Genomic DNA, 17,078 nt, shown 5'->3' with positions numbered 1-17,078 from the left:
AGATCGTGCTATACCGTTAGCTCATTAGGAAGGTATTTAAATGAGTTGAACGTCTGAAAAGAAACAGGTTGCGGACTAAATAGTCAAAAGTTGATCAACCAAAGTCCAACGTTAACAACAATCGTGTCTCGTCAGATGAAGTGACTGGTGAACGATGCACAAGACCCGCATTTTCGTTGCCACTCCAGCGCTCCCCTTTTAGTAATGCCACATCACCACTCGACAGTTGTTGGATATCTGACTCATAATTGTATAAGCCGGACTCTGAATCTGGGTGTCCGTTAGCCCCTCGCCCTAGCTTAGAACGGTCGACTAAGTCGTTTGGCAACCATTGAGTCGCAACACCATGATAAGTTGTCACCAAGCGGCAAGGCACTTGATCAAAATGGAAACGCGGGCACATCGCTTTATTCAGAACGGCTAAACGCAACCCGACTTCTTCAAGCTCGAACAAACAACAGAACATATCCACCAGCTCTGCCATATTTTCTAATAGCGCTTTAGAGGCGGTGCCATCGGTAGCAAATTCCAACTTATCGAAAGCATTATCAGGTGACACGCTAACAGACTTACTAAAGTTTGGATTCAAGGCGATAAATTCACTGATTGCCGTCGTTAAGCCTTCATCAAACTGTCGCTGCCATACCGCCATATTAATATCGCTTTGGTAGATATCCGCTAATACCGTTGGCTGCTCAGAAGCACTCAAGCTTGGCTTGTGATTTGCCTTATCCTGAATACTCACAGCTGAACTAATGTTGAGTGGCTGGCTGCTATTGGTAGCCAAAGGCTTGGTTAACACGGCATTCATTACGTCGTCTCCTTGATACATGCTCATCGCTTCCCTCCTACCAACATAAAAACTATTCTTGGTAAGAGTGATTTTTAGTTACGTTATAACATAACTAAAAATAAACAAGTCACTTCGTCGATCATGATTCCAGTAATACAGCGACGCCCTTCTTTGCCAGCGGTAATTTTTCGAATGCTGAACTAAGCTTCTATCAATCACTCTTTCCAAAAAGCCATTTTAAAGACGCACGACTCAAAAACGTAAACCTGTGAATTCATCAATCTGGTGACAACTTATGAAAAAACTAATCTCTACATTCGGCCTCCTATGCACCGTTATCTCCGCTCAATCTTTCGCGGAATCGGGCTACACATTAGATCCGAAGTTATCGAACATCACATTCGCGACCATTAAAAAGCAGTTTGTTGTCGAGCCCGCATCCATCAAACCTATGTCTGGAGGGCTCAACGAAGAGGGGCAGTTTTCAATAGAATTGGACTTGAAAAGCGTGAGCACCGGTGTCGCTATCCGCGACCAAAGACTCAATGAACTCTACTTCGAATCAATGAATTTTCCTGAAGTGAAGATCTCTGGAAAGGTTGAACCGTCGATGCTATCCGGTGACCCAAAAAGAGCAACAATAGCAGCGGAAGTTACCTTACACGGCGTAACCAAAACGATCGATTTCCCAGTTGTGGTGGTTCCATCCTCAGGGTTTGTCATGGTTAGCTCAGCTTCGACAATCATCGTCAACGGCGCTGATTTTGGGATATCGACAGAGAACCTAAACAAACTTTCGGCAACCGTGGGTGGATTAGCGATTTCCGACAAAATCCCTTTAAGCTTTAACCTACTTTTCGACCAATAATGGACTTATAACTCTTCCTTTCTATTCTCCCTAATTTCACATTCATCAATCGTTTGAGAGCGGTGAATGTGAGTGAGAGTAACTGAGCATCAAACTTTTCTAAATAACCTAATCATTTAGCTCCAACTTTAGTCTAACCATTGATCACTCAATTCTACGATGATTAAAACAATCGCTTATTGCCTTCCCCTTGGCAGAGCAACAGGTCCACCTAAGTGTTTAAACATACTGGCTATTTTCCTACCTCGAACCCACCTTTAGATATGCAACTTATATGACTAACAGCCTAGTGATATTGATTGTGAATGATGTCAGTATGCAAAATCAAACAAAGATTTTGTCCTATTGCCAGAGCATCTAGTCAAACCGAAAAGAGCCCCTTTTATGCTGAATACACACATCGTTAATCGAGACAGCTTGGCTGGAATGGGGGCGACTCTAATAGGCAACGGAATCGGCAGGTTCGCTTACATAGCCTTAATGCCGGCTCTCATTCAAAGCGGTTGGTTTAGCAAGAGTGATGCGTCTTATCTTGGTGTAGCAACCCTTCTTGGATACATACTGGGTGCACCAGCTGCCAATATACTGCTGCGTTATTTTAGCGCCGGTCAGTTGATTCGTTTCGCGATGTTGGTGAGCAGCTTTAGCTACTTGGGCTGTGCTCTGCAGGATGCGCCCTTGGCATGGTTCTATGTTTGGCGAACTTTGGCTGGAGTTTCGGGTGCTTTGCTAATGGTCGTCGCCCCTCCGGTAATTGTTCGAAAATTTAACCCAGATGTGAAGGCTCGTGTAAGCGGGGTTGTATTTTCAGGCATTGGGCTTGGTGCAATGTTATCTGGCACCCTAATTCCTGTGCTCATTTATTTTAGTGTGGTTTCGGCTTGGATTGGCATGGGTGTCATCGCATTGGCCACCACTATGCTCACCTGGAATACATGGCAAACCCAACCTAATACGTCAAAAGCGCCCTATATAAAATCTTCCTTCTCTCAGCTATCAAAACCTAAGTTAATCAGCGTAACGCTTATTCTTGTAGCTTATACCTTCGACGCTATCGGTTACCTACCACACACCTTATTTTGGGTTGATTACATCGTGCGTGAACTGGGCATGTCGTTCACTAGCGGTGGGTTGTTCTGGGCAACCTTTGGTATTGGTGCCGCCATTGGCCCATTAATAACAGGCATATTGGGAGACAAGCTAGGGCTAAAGAAATCACTCTGCATTGCATTTAGCTTCAAGGCTCTAGGCGTCGCATTACCCCTTTTTAGCACTCACCCCATCGCGCTATTTATCTCTTCTTTATTGGTCGGTATTTTCACGCCGGGGACGGTCACTCTGGTGTCGACTTACACATTGGAGATTGTCGGTTATGAACTGCACACCAAAGCGTGGGCTGGGATGACACTTTCCTTTGCTATATCACAAGGAGTCGTCGGACTTGTGATGGCGTACTACTTAAATCATATGGCGTCATATGATTTGTTGTTCAGCATGAGTGCTGCTGCTTTGATTTTATCTGCGGTGTGCACCTTAATGACCGCGACTCGACCTAAGCGTGAACACACAATCTAAATCTAAACGCGCTTTTTGGACTCAGTTATCGAATAAAATAAGGGATTAACATGCAACTCTACTTAAATGAAACCTCTCCGTTTTCACGCGTAGTCGCAGCAACAGCACTTCTGTCTCGTTGCTCGCCTTTGTCTTTTGTTTGGGTCGACCCTTGGAGTACGCCGACCAACCTGAAAAACGTCAATCCATTTTGCTTAATTCCGGTATTGGAACTGGAAGATGGAGCTTTACTAACAGAAAGCTTATGTATCTGCCAATACCTAATTGAAACGTATCAACCTCAAACGCTACGCCAAGTGACGTTAAGTGATGCCCATCAAATGAAGCATCTAGGAACAGCAAAGACATTAATGGAGATAGCTTTTCGAACCGCAGCACTAACACGCTATACCGATAGTGATAATGTGCTAATCAAGAGAGGACAAGACGGTATCGCTGCCGCGCTAAAGCAACTTGACCAAGAGATAAACACACAAGGGTTAGATTCCCTTCTTACTGATAACTTGGCCACGTTGTATCTCCATGTCGCTTTAGATTACGTCCAATTCCGACATACTGCGCTGTTTGATGAAGCGAACAGCCGAAACATCACCGATTTTTTACACCGTTCTCCATTCGCAGACGTACTGGCACACATAAGCATTGAGAGATTGGCAAGCAAGCCTGACTATGAAATGTTATTAAACTCGTTCGGTCATGGGGCTTAAAAATGGCATGAAACAAAGACGTGCAAAGTTTAGAATTGAGCATTAGATAGGCTCAGAGATGTCGTTGATGTCACATGTCGTTACACAGCATGACGCCTTAAGGCTTTACATCTTGGGCGAGGTAAACAACAATCCCTGAGAATAAATCCATAACATAATGTATTTAGAAATTATGAGTAGTACAGAAAACAAAAAATCGAGTCCTCTTTTCGAAGTCGTGTTTAACGTCTTTCTTCCTTCATTCATCTTAATGAAATTCAGTGGAGAGGAGCACCTTGGAACAGGCTTAGCATTGCTCGTCGCCCTTGCCTTCCCTATTGCTTACGGTGGCATGGAGTTAATCCGCAACAAGAAGTTCAACTTCATCGCGGCGCTTGGCTTCGTCAGCGTGCTATTAACGGGCGGTATTGGTTTCTTCGAACTAGACACTCGCTGGTTAGCACTAAAAGAAGCATTAATCCCTGGTCTAATTGGTTTGGCGGTTCTTGGCTCAACCTTCACCCGCTACCCGTTTATCCAGAAAGTTATCTTCACACCGGCCCTGTTAAATATCTCTCTTATTGAAGAGCGCCTAAAGCAGTTCGGTAACCAAGCAAAGTTTGATCGTTGTCTAATGACATCGAACTACCTATTCGCAAGTACCTTCGCTTTCTCTTCTGCGATGAACTATTTCCTAGCGACTTGGATTGTGACAAGCCCTGCCGGCACTGCAGCCTTTAATGAAGAGTTGGGTAAGCTCACGCTATACAGCTACCCAGCCATAGCTATCCCTAGCATGCTGATGATGTTAGGTATTTTCTATTACATTTGGCGCCAAGTTCGCGCTATGGCTTCGTTAGAAACAGAACAAATCTTTATTACTAAGTAGTTCTCGTTACGTTAGCTTTGAATACAGAACCGCTTCAAATACTAGATTTTTTAAACGCCATAAAGCCCAGCCCTATCGCTGGGCTTTATAGTTTTTAGTGTCTAATTCATGAACCCAATCGGCGTTCCTTTGATTGATACTCTCAATCAACCAAGACATTCACCGCCACTTATCCGTCGTGAGCTCAACTAACTCGCTTTAAATCCATAATAATCAATGAATTCCATTGATTGAGCCGACAGATGCTTTTATAGTCAATTCTGTTGGTTACTTTACAAAGCTCTACCCAACCACTGACAATATTTCAGTTGCCGTTGATAAGATCGCATAAGCTAGGTGCTAAAGGTAGACGCCAGCCGTACTCAATAAGGAATATAGATTATGAACAAATCTCAATTAGTTGAACACATCGCGACTTCTGCAGACATCTCAAAAGACCAAGCAGGCACGGCGCTCAATGCGCTTGTTGAAGGTATTTCTACTTCGCTTGCTAACGGTGATGACGTATCGATCCTTGGATTTGGTAGCTTTAAAGTTAACTCTCGTGCCGCTCGAACTGGTCGCAACCCGCGTACCGGAGAAGAGATTCAAATTGCAGCGTCAAAGACGCCAGCATTTAAAGCAGGTAAAGCACTGAAAGAGACGTGCAACCTGTAATACAAAAAATACAAGGAAGGTTACGATGACGACTAAGGAAAAAGCAAAAACGAGCCGAAGCAAAAAAGCAGGTAAGTCGACTAAAGCACAAGCCGAAACGCCCAAGACTCGTCAACGCATTGAAGAGCTTCTCGAAGAGCGTGAATTGGCCAAACTGTTAGAGCTATAGTTTATGTAAGAACTAAAGTTTAGGTTTGAGCAAAGTGATAGTTTGTTATCGTTCTAATGCCACTGCAGATTTGTAGTGGCATTTTTGGTTTAAGAACACCCCCATTAAATCAATTCCCTCCTCACTTCCAAAAACGAAATTTTAGCTTACTGGCTTAACGCCGATATCGCGTTGACGGTTACGTTTGAGAAGCGCATGATTTTATCTCGAGCAGAATCGTTGTCTGGCGTGTTAACCGTGTAATCGCCCCAAAACTCGTTCTGTGCAACGTACTCAATTGAATGGCAGGTCACATGAATAAAGTAATTATGTTAGTAATGGGGCTGCTTTTTACCAGTCGATTGTTTGCCAGTATTGTGCCGCATGTTGGTCAACTTGAGCATGATGCGCCTATTCTCCTTCGCTCGGCATTGATTGTGGGTGTTGCGGCTTACGCGGTTTGGAGTGCATTCAAATACTTCAAAAAGACCAAGGCCTCCGGTTCAGATCAACTGTAACGGCGACAGTCCAAAAGCTTTTGAATATGCCTCTAATTTCGATTACTGATCTGCGAAATAATCGACCAAGATTTTACGCCACTTTCGTGACTCACGAATCTTCAACAGTGCGCGGTTAATCTCTTCTTCGTACGAGTTATTTTCAGTGATGATAAAGCCATAATTCTGCTTTTCTAGCTGATACGGCAACACTTCCAGATCTTCAAACTGCCCGCTTATTCTGCCATTACCAATCATATATTTGAGAACCACATCATCAGCGACAATCGCTTCGACTTCACCATCCTCTAAAGCCGCTAGAAGCCTTGGCATATCGACATAACTCTTGTGTCGAATACCGAAGCTTGTGAGCATCAAAGAAGACGTCGTGGCAACCTTGGCACCCACCTCCACATTCGCAAGATCATTCACACCTTCAATATGGGAAGAGCCTTGGCTCAGAGTCAGTTTACTGGCTAAAACAGCGGTAATACTGGCGATAAACAGCATACTAAACACACCAATGAACACCGTGGCAATTCGTCCAGTTAGGCTCTTAAATTCAAAGTAATTGAAAGGGCCTCGCGTGATAAAAAGTAAGCCCATGATAAAGCTTTCCAACAAACGTCCCGTTCGGCTTTTCATCGAGTAGAGCTTTTCATTCTCGCCATGCTCCAATAAGTAGAAAAACGCACCAATTACGCCAGAGATAAAGACGACGGCACCAATGATCAACCACAGCGCGGGATTGAAGAAAATGGCATGTAAAGTTTGAAGGTAGCCTTGCTTTTTAACTGCGATGGCTAAGTGAGTTTCGTAAAAAGAATGAGAAAAGTCGGCAAATAACTCTCGCTCAGGGGTGATTGAGATGCAAGATACACCGACATCAATTTGCTCGGTTTCAATTGAATTGAGTAAGTCATCTAAGCGGTGGGTCTCTAGCGTGTACTCAACGCTCATCTCTTTGGCGATCTGCTCCCAGAGCTCGACACTAAGGCCACTCCACTCGCCTTCCATAGAGTTGATGACAAAAGGAGGACATGGATAAACGCCGACTTTAAGCGGGGCGGAAGAAGCATAGCTACTGAAGAATGGAAAAAGTAAAACGATTGATAGAGCACAATATTGGAATGTCGATTTGAAGAATTTTGGCATCAGCAGCCCTCCGAGAAAAGGCAGTGATGAATTGAATCGAGTGCCGGGAACTCGCTCTAATGAACGGATTCAAGCGTGCTCAGGAGCTAAAAGATGGATAGTGAATTCAAGACTGCCCTGCTAGTTTTATTCGTTATTACATTAACTATAGAAAACCTCTATTTATTGTGCAAAACAGCGGAATCAACAAACTAGCACCATCCAAGCTGTCGCTCGATAACTAGGGTGATGACATAAACTGGCTTTGTGCCGACGAACATAACTTTCCACACTGCGTAATTTGGCTTTCAAGGAAGTAGATATTACGTTTGCTTTTGACCCATTGAGCGCGAACTTCCAGCTCTTGACCAATCAAAATCGGGTGATGAAAACGAGACATTAAACTCACCGTCATCGCTTTGATATCATTCTGAAATAAACAATGCAGCATCGCGCTGTCATGCAATGTGGTTACTATGCCGCCCTGCATGATGCCATCGTAGCCCTCAGCTTTATCTGTTGGTACAATCTTGGCCCTGGTTTTATATTTAGCTAAAGCCTCGTGCTTAGTTAAAGTGTCATGCTCGCCAACAGCTTCAAAACAAATGGCGCTGTCGGTGAAAAAGCCTTGGCTGCACACTTGGCAACGCCGATGGTTGTGTGGAATGAAAACCTTCATACTTACCTTTTAACCTTAAATACCTAGAGATTGATATGGCTCGACCAAAAAAACATCGCCAGTTATGCACCCGAGCGGCTTACTCTTGCTTTAAGCCTAATGGCGTTCCTATGGACGAGCTTCATAAAGAAGAATTGCTATTAGAAGAGTTAGAAGCCTTACGCTTGGCTGATCAAGAAGGATTGAGCCAACTTGAAGCCGCAGAACAAATGCAGGTGTCTCGCCAGACGTTCGGCAACATCATCAAGCGTGCACGAGCCAAAGTCGCCAAGTGCATCGTCAACGGTCACGCGTTGGTGATTCAAAGCGCTTAACTCGCGCACTAGCCCTACGTTAGTTAGCCCAACGTTAGCTAGCTCAACGACAGTGAATTCTCGATACTTAGCTTGATGGCTCAGAGATCTGATACAGCTTTCGACTCTGCCCTTCACACACATCTTTGCAATTGCATTCACGCTCAATATCTAACTGCGCAAGCCCCCCACAGCTGCCTTGATTGACTTGCGAGAAAAAATCACACCTATCGCCATCAACGCGACGATTCCGACAAACCCCAATAGCGTCAAAAAAAAGGGCATTTTCGGAACCCTCGAATACCCCCTAAGTGATTCGGCTGTGCCATAAGAATCGCGGAGTCTTTCTTGCGCCCTTCCTCACCGCAGCCTTTCTTATTACTGCACTCTCTCTGACTGTGCCCTTTTTTACTGTGACAAACGTTGCGAGGCTCGCGACCGTAATCGAGATCGGTCACTTCCCGTAGATTGTCGAAATCCAAAGTCCCGATTTCTGCCTTACCTGTTGATGCCAAGACTCTAATATCGTGGTTGAACAAGTGCGCTAGCATCTTCTTCCCTATGTGACGGACGACTACAGATTTCACATCGTAAGAACGGAGGACAGAGATCCATTGCTTCTTTTTATTGCAAGCGGTGTCGGACTCAACCAAAGGAACAATCTGCTTTATTTGTCGTTGTTCATCGACAATCGCAATCTGTGGGGAACGAGCAAAATGGTTGCCTACATGAAGGTCGCGACAAGGTACTGCGTATAACATAGTAACTTCCTGTTATTGATGATCAGAAGTTCAGCATACGCCCCATTATTAGCATATGCCAACAACTATCATGTGAAAAATAAGATTTACTGGATCGATAACTAAGATCAAAAGCTACAAGCTACAAGCAGCCAATAGGGTTGGCGCAGGTTACTCTACCTCCCAAACCTGTTCACGGAGAGCCTACCTTCCCCAAAAACAAGAATGCCCCACTAGTGCGGGGCATTCTTTGTACGTACGAGTTGAAATTTCAAAGACTAAGTGACGATATAAATCGTTGTTACAGCGAAAGAGTAAAAGTACTTCCCACACCCAATTCAGATTCAACGACTAGCGTTCCTTCTAGATTCTCGACCATGGCAAGCGCTAAAGATAACCCAAGACCATACCCCTCGATATTGCTGCGGCTGCTGTCGACTCGGTAAAGTCGTTCAAAAATCAAATCCTGATATTTCTGTTCAATGCCAACACCAGTATCTTGGATGGTTATCGCGATCTTACCCTCTGAACTTTGCTCGGCTTTGACCGTCACTCTTCCTTCGGGCTCGGTGTACTTAATCGCGTTATCAACAAGGTTAACCAACACCTGAGTCAATTTGTCAGGATCTGACTGAATAACAAGAGCATCAGCGCTCTCAACCTCAAGCTCAACTTGTTTATCTTCTGCGACATCTTCATACCAGCTCACCACATTGGCAATCACATCAGAGACCTGAGTCGGCACTTTCTGTGGTATGCGCTTTCCAGTCAGCTCGTCGTTCAGCTTCATCAAGGCGGTTAACATATTGCTTGCCTGCATGGCGTGTTCAGAACAATCTGCCAATGCGTCTTTCATCGCTTGTTGGTCGGCGTTATTGAGCAATGCCGTTTGGGAGGCTAACGTAATACGCGACAAAGGAGTTCGAATATCATGAGCGATCGCATCGACGGTCGTATTCAAGGTTGTCGTCACGTGCTGTAACTTGGCAACCGCAGTATGGACACTAGAGCTGATCACATTGAGCCCTTGCGGTAAATCAGATTCGGCTTCATTTTTAGTGCTAGCGCTAGGAAATTCTAACTGCCCTTTTTTCAGCTTATCGAGCAGGTCGCCAAAGGTCACTAACGGAGACATCGCACTCTGGATAATGTTACGAGTAAAAACTGCGGTCACAGCCACGAGAGCAAGCAACGCATATAAAGTCATTAGCCATTGATTGTACGCGATAAAGTCTCTTGCTCGGTTATCCAAAACCAACCAGAAATCATACTGCTCCCCTTCAATAGGCAACGACATATAGGGACTCAAGATAAAGCTCTCTAGCCATGAACGATTGTCATCAATTTGGTAGCTAGAAAAAGGCTGTTCTGTCGATAAATGTTGAACACCAGCGATAAACACGCCATCAGATGAAGCGCCCTTATCAAGCTTATACGCCGCAATGTTGTTTTCGAGTAGCCGATGAGGATTCGCCTCTAAAACATGAATCAATCGCTCACTCGAATCGTAAGTCAAAATACGCTGATACTCGGTCGACATAGACGTAAGGATCTTCTTTTCCGTTTGGTAAAGGTCGAAAAAGAAGATAGCCCCAACAATCAGTTCCACCAGCAGCAAGCAGAGCAGTAAGGCCGACATAAAGCGAACCAACAAATGTCTCTGCGTTTTAGCAAGCGCCTGTTCAATACTACGACTTGAGGACATAGCCAACACCTCGAAGTGTGTGAATTAATGGCTTAGAAAAACCCTTATCAACTTTGCTGCGCAGCCTACAAACCAAAACATCGACCACGTTGGTTTGCGGATCAAACCGATGCCCCCAAACATGCTCAAGAATCGCGGTTTTCGACATCACAGCCTCTCGGTTTTCGAGCAATAATTTCATCAACATAAACTCGCGTTGATTAATGGTGATCGTTTGTTGCTCTCTTTGTAGCGTGTGTTTAAGTAGGTCTAGGCTAAGCGGGCCGTAATGCAATTCTAATGCTTGAGGCGTGGGTTGCTTTCCTCGGCGTACCAAGGTTTGGCAACGAGCCAATAACTCAGGAAACGCAAAAGGTTTTACCAAATAATCATCAGCACCTGACTGTAGCCCTTGCACTCGTTCTTCCACTGAGTGTTTGGCACTTAATATGATGACAGGCGTCGCGTAACCTTGCCCTCTGAGTTCAGCCAACACTTCAAACCCATCTTTCTTTGGCAACATGATATCGAGAATGATCACGTCATACTCTTCGGTTACGGCCTCGTGTAATCCATCAACACCATCTGTTGCGTGCGTCACCGTTATCCCTTCTTGCTGAAAACCATTCACCAAAAATCTCGCGATATGAATGTCATCCTCAATCAATAGTATTTTCATTAACGTCCGTTTATCTGTTAGCCGTGGTCTAAACACACTCTATCAATATCCTTTCTCGAATATAACCAACATTGCAACTTTGTAATGTTCGAGAAAGCTCCTCGTAATCATGTGTTCGTTAGTATGAACCTGTTGAATAAAAACACCCTTTCTAAACAAGCAAAAAATAGTATTCGGAACTTGAAAACGGATATTTTTGAAAACAGATGCTTTAACGGAGTAAACATGAAAATGACAAAACTAACTGTACTAGCAGCAACTCTTGGTTTCCTTAGCCTTTCTCACAACGCAATGGCAGCAGAAACACAAACGCTCTCTTTCACACAGATCTCATCAGAAGCGGCATTCAAGCTTGCTCATGAAGCGGTTAGCCAATGTGAGGCTGATGGTTACAAGGTGTCTGCTACGGTCGTCGGTTTATCAGGGAATGTGATTGCGCAACTTCGCTCAGATGGCGCAGGTATCCACACGCTTGATAGCTCACGCAAGAAAGCTTTTACTGTCACTAGCATGAAGCAGCCGTCAGGTAACCTGATGAAACTCATCGCCGACAAACCTATCATGCAACCCTTGCAGAATATGGACGACAACTTGTTGTTCTTGGCGGGTGGTGTTCCGGTACAACTGAACAATGCCATGATTGGCGCGATTGGTGTGGGTGGCGCTCCGGGTGGCCACTTAGATGTCGCTTGTGCTGAAAAAGCGATTAAGAAGTTCTTCTAAGCAAGTCCATTCACTCGCCTAATTTGGTTATGCCTTTGCCCACCCCAACAATAAATGCCTCGCACTTGCGGGGCATTGCTGCAAATTAAAGCAGTTGCGAATGAAAGCAGTTGCAAATAAAAGCAACTCCGAATTGAAACCGATAGTAGAAACGTAAACAGGCAAAACATGACACAAATTTGATGTGAATAATCCACTCAATTGTTATATTATAACATTACACTTAATGACCATTCTTTCTCATGAAACAGCTATTTATTCTAATCGATGTCATCAATCGTCTCTCCTCACGCTATGTAAGCCGTTTCGCGACATACTTTCGCTCTCTTAAGGGCTTGACTGTTGGCCTAGCATTATTATTTTTTGCGCCAAATCTATATGCCCACCCTCACTCTTGGATAGAGATGAAAACTCATATTGAGGGAGAGAATGGCATGATCACCGGCCTCTCTATGGAATGGTCTTTTGATGCAATGACATCCATGTACATGTTGGATGGAGAAGATGTCTCCGCCGATACAGAAGCTGAAACATTCAAAAAGCTCGCTGCGTCTGTAATCGAAAACATGATGTACGAGCACTACTTCACGTATTTTTATGATGGTGAAGAGCCCATCAAATATCAGGTGGTCGAGAACGCAAAGTTTGAGCGTGATAAAGCCAAGATGGTTCTAACATTTGACCTACCACTTTCGAAACCTAAACCAGTGACAAGAGACTCGCTTCGCGTATTGATTTTTGACCCTAGTTACTTTGTCGACATGTCGTGGTTATCCAACAGCGACGTGACCTTGTCACCTGAACTAGCGAGACAATGCCAGTTAGAATTAATCGAGCCTAACCCGACTCCAGAGCAGATGAGTTATGCGATGTCTCTACCTGTCGATGCAGATCCAGATAACACGCTAGGCCAACTGTTTACACAATCGGTTGAGCTTCATTGCGCTGCGGTTCCCGCTTCTTAGTCGCAGTGATTCGTTTCAGCCTTTAAGTCAGCGTCTAGCTGATTAAGCATGGCAACTAATTAACAGAAAGATCTCAGATATAGGTTCTTGTTAAATGAAGAAAAATCAATCCAAACTCAATCACTACCACATTGGTGCTGGTGCTTTCGTGCTTATTGCTATTGGTGCGTATCAACTGTGGTCCATGTGGCCATCGTTAGTTATCTCTAGCATCCAATGGCAAAGAGAAGTCAATTCAGAGCTTGCAGACCTACTCTATGAAGCTAAGTCCAACCCTTGGGGTGCAGGCAGTTACCTTATCGGGTTCAGCTTTATCTATGGCATGCTTCATTCTTTGGGGCCTGGGCACGGCAAAGTTATCGTGTCTACTTACTTAGCGACTCATCCAACCAAAGCAAAAGCGAGTTTAGTGCTTACGGTCGTCTCCGCTTTTTTACAAGCACTGGTCGCGATCTTACTAGTAAGCGTGTTGCTGTGGGGCTTTAGTGCTTCCATGCGAGTCGTGAATGACAAAGCGAATATGTTTGTTTCATTAAGCTTTGCCTTAGTAGCAATCGTCGGCGCGCTTATATGTTGGAAGGCTTTGAAAAACATCTACATCGCTATGCGTAAGCCTAAGCTAAAAGTGAAAGCCATCACCACATTCGCAACAGACACAGCTGCGCCAATTTCAGCGCGTTCGCCAATGGCACTTCGTTCATCAATATCAACCCCTTCCCCGATAATAGGCGCTACTAGCGCAATGCAAGCCGCTGGTCACACTCATGCAGATCATTCTCATGCCGACTGTGGGTGCGGCCACCAGCATGTAGCCGATGCAGACGCAATCAACAAAGCCTCAACGCTCCGAGAATATGCGGGAATCATCGTGACGATTGGCGTAAGGCCGTGCACCGGAGCAATCATGGTACTGCTTTTCGCAAACATGGTTGGCCTATATTGGATGGGCGTATTGAGCGCCTTTGCGATGGCCGTAGGCACAGCATTAACAACCTCATTAATCGCAATGATGACGCTAACAGGCAAACACTTAGTGAAGCGCTACTTGGCAGCAGGCAACAAGAACAGCAACGCCTCATTAAAAGCCGCAGGTCACTACTTGCAACTCTTTGGCGGCATTTTGCTTGTGTTGATTGGCTTGTTATTAATGAACGGCCAAGACAGCGGCATGTCCCCTGTTTTCACTATGTAGCGCACAACCGAGTAGCAATTAAACTCAGGTTCTTTTCACTCGTACCGCACACATCAAGGCCTCGCAAACGCGAGGCCTTAGTTTTATCTTATGAATGTAAATGGTCTTCTAGAATCACTTATCCACGTCACCAGTAACGCCTTCATGGGATAATTCTCCGGACAGTTCAGCTTGTATTTCAGCAAGGCTTTCTTCTTCAACCGCCACAATTTGTGCAGTTACCGCATCAACTTCGATCTCATAAGCTTTACCATCACGCGTAACAAACACATCCCATTGATTGTCAGGCTCGTCATGACGAATACCAAGTACCTCGACATCCAAAGATAACAGCGCCGCTTTGATCGCTTGTTCTTTACTGATTATCTCTGAGCCTTGAGTCGCATAGGTTGAAACACTAAATGTACTAACAGCGGCTAAAACACCGCATAAAATTAACTGTTTCATTGTTTTCTCCTTAGCTTTTATAGCTATTTTCACCACCTTGATAATGTGGTGTAGCGCGTGAAAAAAATGTTAGTCATTGTGTAGGTGCCTTCCATTTCCGCTCTTCTCCACTTTCTCGCCTTACCCTCTTTTCCTGTTCTCAGCCCGTCTGTGCAGATTCCGCATAAGTCCTATTCCATTCCGCTGGTTTTTCAAATTTCATCGCTCTCTATAATCCCCTTCATCCGCTGCGGCGAACCAAATTGATAAGTGAGAAAGTTGAATATGACTAAGAAATATCAGAATGCAGTGCTGGATGATCAAGCACTGATTGAGGGCCTCAAATCGATCAACCCAGTATGGGGCGATATGACCGTACGAGTGGCGGGAGAAGCATGGGGCATGCCGTTAATTGACCAGAAAACCAAAGCGCTCATTAGCCTTGCGATTGACCAAATGGCACTCAACGTAACGGGTGAAGGTAATCCATTTGGCGCTCACGTTGATATGGCCCTTAAACAAGGGGCGACCTATGCAGAGCTTGAAGAGCTAATCGTATTTGCATCGGCATACACTGGCTTTAACAAAGGGGCGACGACGATGGGCGCACTCAACAAAATTCGTCATGAACGAGGAGATTTCTAATGGCTATTCCAGGGCTAAAAAAACCAGACCATATCGGTTTCACAGTACCGAATTTAGATGAAGCTATCGCTTTCTTCCGAGATCACTTTGACTTTGAACTGGCGTATGAGTTTGGTCCATTCGCGTCCGATGATGACTGGATGAAAGATCATTTAAACGTTAATCCACGTGCAGAGATCACCAAGATCGCAGTGATGAACGCGAAAGGGATTAACTTAGAGATCTTTGAATACTCAGACGCAGTAGAAAGAAATAAAACAGCACCAAATAACGCTGACATTGGTGGTCACCACCTTGCTTTCTACGTTGAGGATATGGATGCCGCGGTAGCGTATCTAAAAGACCAAGGCATCACAGTCCTCGGAGAACCAACCACCATGACTGAAGGTCCTACCGCTGGAGAGTCTTGGGTTTACTTCATGGCACCTTGGGGCATGCAACTAGAACTTGTGTCTTATCCAAACGGCAAAGCTTATGCAAATAAAGCTCATGCAAATCGTGCTTCTGTTGCGTTGTTTGACCCAAGATGAACATTATTTTTATCGTGATGATTGTGATCGCGGGTATGGGCTTGTCTTTCGAGGCAGGCTTACTTGGCCCTTTAGGTGAACAAGTCGGCCATTTATGGGCCACCTTGAGCATCTTTGGCGTTGGTACTGCGTTGCTTTGGATGATTCGTCACTTCACACCGAATGGACAATTCAAAGCTTGGAATACCATTCCAAAATGGCAGCTTATCGGTGGTTTACTGGGGCCTATCTACGTGGTCGTTCTTACATTAGCGACGCCAATTTTAGGGGTCGCTATGACGATGGTTTGCGTCCTGTTTGGTCAAATCACTAAGAGTTTTGCGATTGATTACTTCGGCTGGTTTGCAATGCCAAAACAAGCGACTAACCCACTACGTTTGCTTGGTTTGGGGTTCATATTCCTCGCTCTCTGTTTTGTGTATTTAGGAGGACAATCATGACGCTGATTATTTTGCTCGCCATTGCATCAGGCATGGCATTGAGTGCTCAAGCGGCGATTAATGGTCAACTGGGGGCAAAAGTTGGTGTGATTGAAAGCTCCCTGCTGACCTTTAGTATGGGAACCGTTATCACGGGGTTACTGATTTTCTTCTTTGAACCAAGTTACGACGCAACTCTGTTATCGGTACCTAAATGGCAACTCGCGGGCGCACTATTTGGCATCTTTTACATGATCGTCATGGTTGCGGCAGTGCCAAAGGTTGGTGTCGCGATTGCCACTGTTGCCACCATTTTAGGCCAGATGATCATGAGCCTGATAATCGATACTCAAGGTTGGCTTGGGAATGCGCCCATTGAACTGAATTATTGGCGTATTGCTGCCATGGTCTGCATTGCATGCGCCTTGGTCTGTATTTATATCGCCAATCGCCAAATACAAACCGAATCAGAAGCACCGTTAGCAAAAGACAATATTACGACTCAACTTACCAAGGAAACATTGCATGTCAGCTAAAACCATCATCGTGTTCTTTAACCTAAAATCAACCACAGATGAAACTCAATATCTTCAATGGGCCAAAGAGTCAGATCTACCGACGGTAAACAAACTCAGTAGTGTTTCATCGTTCGAGGTCTTCAAAGGCATCAGCATGTTTGGTCAAGATAAGCCGTTACCATGGGATTACTTTGAGATTATTCAGATTGATTCTGAAGAGGCATTTCTTAACGATATTAAAACTCAAGAGATGCAGAAGATTGTCGAGCAGTTCCAATCTTTCAGCGAGGATGCACACTTTATTGTTACTGAGAATATTCTCACCGCATAATAAATGA

At 44.7% G+C, this 17,078-nt stretch carries 23 protein-coding genes and 1 pseudogene; 16 read left to right on the top strand and 8 right to left on the bottom strand.

What is annotated here, in order from left to right:
• Positions 1–94: 94 nt before the first annotated feature.
• On the bottom strand, positions 95–811 hold the full coding sequence (locus tag MSG34_RS12990) for a DUF1826 domain-containing protein (protein WP_248338175.1): 717 nt from the start codon (positions 809–811) through the stop codon (positions 95–97).
• A gap of 277 nt (positions 812–1,088) precedes the next feature.
• On the opposite strand from MSG34_RS12990, the gene MSG34_RS12985 reads away from it, so the two are divergent.
• The 7 genes from MSG34_RS12985 to MSG34_RS12955 all read left to right on the top strand — a co-directional run bounded on the left by MSG34_RS12985 (position 1,089) and on the right by MSG34_RS12955 (position 6,134).
• On the top strand, positions 1,089–1,661 hold the full coding sequence (locus tag MSG34_RS12985) for a YceI family protein (RefSeq protein WP_248337763.1): 573 nt from the start codon (positions 1,089–1,091) through the stop codon (positions 1,659–1,661).
• A 384-nt stretch (positions 1,662–2,045) separates the two neighbouring features.
• Positions 2,046–3,236 carry a YbfB/YjiJ family MFS transporter gene (locus MSG34_RS12980; protein WP_248337761.1) on the top strand — a complete coding sequence of 397 codons (1,191 nt, stop codon included), beginning with the start codon at positions 2,046–2,048 and terminating at the stop codon, positions 3,234–3,236.
• Positions 3,237–3,286: 50 nt separating this feature from the next.
• On the top strand, positions 3,287–3,943 hold the full coding sequence (locus MSG34_RS12975; protein WP_248337759.1) for a glutathione S-transferase N-terminal domain-containing protein: 657 nt from the start codon (positions 3,287–3,289) through the stop codon (positions 3,941–3,943).
• Between the two features lie 172 nt (positions 3,944–4,115).
• Positions 4,116–4,811, top strand: a complete 696-nt coding sequence (locus tag MSG34_RS12970) for a VC0807 family protein (protein ID WP_248337758.1) — start codon at positions 4,116–4,118, stop codon at positions 4,809–4,811.
• 381 nt (positions 4,812–5,192) lie between these two features.
• On the top strand, positions 5,193–5,468 hold the full coding sequence (locus MSG34_RS12965; protein ID WP_017059113.1) for an HU family DNA-binding protein: 276 nt from the start codon (positions 5,193–5,195) through the stop codon (positions 5,466–5,468).
• Positions 5,469–5,493: 25 nt separating this feature from the next.
• The gene (locus MSG34_RS12960) at positions 5,494–5,637 is read left to right on the top strand and encodes a hypothetical protein (RefSeq protein ID WP_017059112.1); all 144 of its coding nucleotides are present in this window, start codon (positions 5,494–5,496) and stop codon (positions 5,635–5,637) included.
• Between the two features lie 293 nt (positions 5,638–5,930).
• Positions 5,931–6,134, top strand: a complete 204-nt coding sequence (locus tag MSG34_RS12955) for a hypothetical protein (protein ID WP_050645367.1) — start codon at positions 5,931–5,933, stop codon at positions 6,132–6,134.
• 42 nt (positions 6,135–6,176) lie between these two features.
• Here the strand turns inward: MSG34_RS12955 and MSG34_RS12950 are convergent, their stop codons facing one another.
• Positions 6,177–7,268: a transporter substrate-binding domain-containing protein gene (locus MSG34_RS12950; RefSeq protein ID WP_248337756.1), complete on the bottom strand. Its 1,092-nt coding sequence runs from the start codon at positions 7,266–7,268 to the stop codon at positions 6,177–6,179.
• A gap of 220 nt (positions 7,269–7,488) precedes the next feature.
• The gene (locus MSG34_RS12945) at positions 7,489–7,926 is read right to left on the bottom strand and encodes a PaaI family thioesterase (protein ID WP_248337754.1); all 438 of its coding nucleotides are present in this window, start codon (positions 7,924–7,926) and stop codon (positions 7,489–7,491) included.
• A 35-nt stretch (positions 7,927–7,961) separates the two neighbouring features.
• Here MSG34_RS12945 and MSG34_RS12940 point away from each other — a divergent pair, with 35 nt between their 5' ends.
• Positions 7,962–8,240 carry a DUF134 domain-containing protein gene (locus MSG34_RS12940; RefSeq protein ID WP_004734814.1) on the top strand — a complete coding sequence of 93 codons (279 nt, stop codon included), beginning with the start codon at positions 7,962–7,964 and terminating at the stop codon, positions 8,238–8,240.
• Between the two features lie 67 nt (positions 8,241–8,307).
• Here the strand turns inward: MSG34_RS12940 and nqrM are convergent.
• The 4 genes and pseudogenes from nqrM to MSG34_RS12920 form a co-directional block, all read right to left on the bottom strand.
• Positions 8,308–8,504 (bottom strand): annotated as a pseudogene (gene nqrM, locus MSG34_RS12935) ((Na+)-NQR maturation NqrM).
• Complete coding sequence (locus MSG34_RS12930) at positions 8,489–8,980, bottom strand: NifB/NifX family molybdenum-iron cluster-binding protein (protein WP_248337752.1); 492 nt, start codon at positions 8,978–8,980, stop codon at positions 8,489–8,491. Before MSG34_RS12930 ends, nqrM begins: the two are co-directional and overlap by 16 nt.
• A gap of 280 nt (positions 8,981–9,260) precedes the next feature.
• The gene (locus MSG34_RS12925) at positions 9,261–10,664 is read right to left on the bottom strand and encodes a HAMP domain-containing sensor histidine kinase (protein ID WP_248337750.1); all 1,404 of its coding nucleotides are present in this window, start codon (positions 10,662–10,664) and stop codon (positions 9,261–9,263) included.
• The gene (locus MSG34_RS12920; protein WP_248337748.1) at positions 10,648–11,322 is read right to left on the bottom strand and encodes a response regulator transcription factor; all 675 of its coding nucleotides are present in this window, start codon (positions 11,320–11,322) and stop codon (positions 10,648–10,650) included. The genes MSG34_RS12925 and MSG34_RS12920 overlap by 17 nt, the downstream gene beginning before the upstream one ends.
• Before the next feature lie 225 nt (positions 11,323–11,547).
• Between MSG34_RS12920 and MSG34_RS12915 the strand changes: the two genes are divergently transcribed.
• The 3 genes from MSG34_RS12915 to MSG34_RS12905 all read left to right on the top strand — a co-directional run bounded on the left by MSG34_RS12915 (position 11,548) and on the right by MSG34_RS12905 (position 14,202).
• Positions 11,548–12,045 (top strand): heme-binding protein, encoded by a 498-nt coding sequence (locus MSG34_RS12915; RefSeq protein ID WP_248337746.1) that lies wholly within the window; start codon positions 11,548–11,550, stop codon positions 12,043–12,045.
• A gap of 242 nt (positions 12,046–12,287) precedes the next feature.
• Complete coding sequence (locus tag MSG34_RS12910; protein ID WP_248337744.1) at positions 12,288–13,010, top strand: DUF1007 family protein; 723 nt, start codon at positions 12,288–12,290, stop codon at positions 13,008–13,010.
• A gap of 94 nt (positions 13,011–13,104) precedes the next feature.
• Positions 13,105–14,202, top strand: coding sequence for a nickel/cobalt transporter (locus tag MSG34_RS12905; RefSeq protein WP_248337743.1), 1,098 nt, complete (start codon positions 13,105–13,107; stop codon positions 14,200–14,202).
• Positions 14,203–14,316: 114 nt separating this feature from the next.
• Here MSG34_RS12905 and MSG34_RS12900 read toward each other — a convergent pair whose 3' ends face one another.
• Entirely contained in the window at positions 14,317–14,649 is a 333-nt protein-coding gene (locus MSG34_RS12900; RefSeq protein ID WP_248337741.1) for a PepSY domain-containing protein, read from the bottom strand.
• Between the two features lie 264 nt (positions 14,650–14,913).
• Between MSG34_RS12900 and MSG34_RS12895 the strand changes: the two genes are divergently transcribed.
• From MSG34_RS12895 to MSG34_RS12875, 5 genes are read left to right on the top strand one after another with little or no spacing between them, the layout of a single operon-like run.
• A complete protein-coding gene (locus MSG34_RS12895) occupies positions 14,914–15,273 on the top strand; it encodes a carboxymuconolactone decarboxylase family protein (protein WP_017072037.1) in 360 nt (119 codons plus the stop codon).
• Positions 15,273–15,803, top strand: a complete 531-nt coding sequence (locus tag MSG34_RS12890; protein WP_248337739.1) for a VOC family protein — start codon at positions 15,273–15,275, stop codon at positions 15,801–15,803. The genes MSG34_RS12895 and MSG34_RS12890 overlap by 1 nt, the downstream gene beginning before the upstream one ends.
• The gene (locus tag MSG34_RS12885) at positions 15,800–16,243 is read left to right on the top strand and encodes a DMT family transporter (protein WP_048611750.1); all 444 of its coding nucleotides are present in this window, start codon (positions 15,800–15,802) and stop codon (positions 16,241–16,243) included. The genes MSG34_RS12890 and MSG34_RS12885 overlap by 4 nt, the downstream gene beginning before the upstream one ends.
• Positions 16,240–16,758, top strand: coding sequence for a DMT family transporter (locus MSG34_RS12880; RefSeq protein ID WP_248337737.1), 519 nt, complete (start codon positions 16,240–16,242; stop codon positions 16,756–16,758). Before MSG34_RS12885 ends, MSG34_RS12880 begins: the two co-directional genes overlap by 4 nt.
• Positions 16,748–17,071, top strand: a complete 324-nt coding sequence (locus MSG34_RS12875) for a hypothetical protein (protein ID WP_248337735.1) — start codon at positions 16,748–16,750, stop codon at positions 17,069–17,071. The genes MSG34_RS12880 and MSG34_RS12875 overlap by 11 nt, the downstream gene beginning before the upstream one ends.
• Positions 17,072–17,078: the final 7 nt, after the last annotated feature.

Origin of the sequence: Vibrio sp. 1CM2L (assembly GCF_023161695.1) — a bacterium.
GTDB lineage: Bacteria > Pseudomonadota > Gammaproteobacteria > Enterobacterales > Vibrionaceae > Vibrio > Vibrio coralliirubri.
The sequence above is the reverse complement of the archived record's forward strand: the minus strand, read 5'-3'. Positions and strand labels throughout refer to the sequence as shown.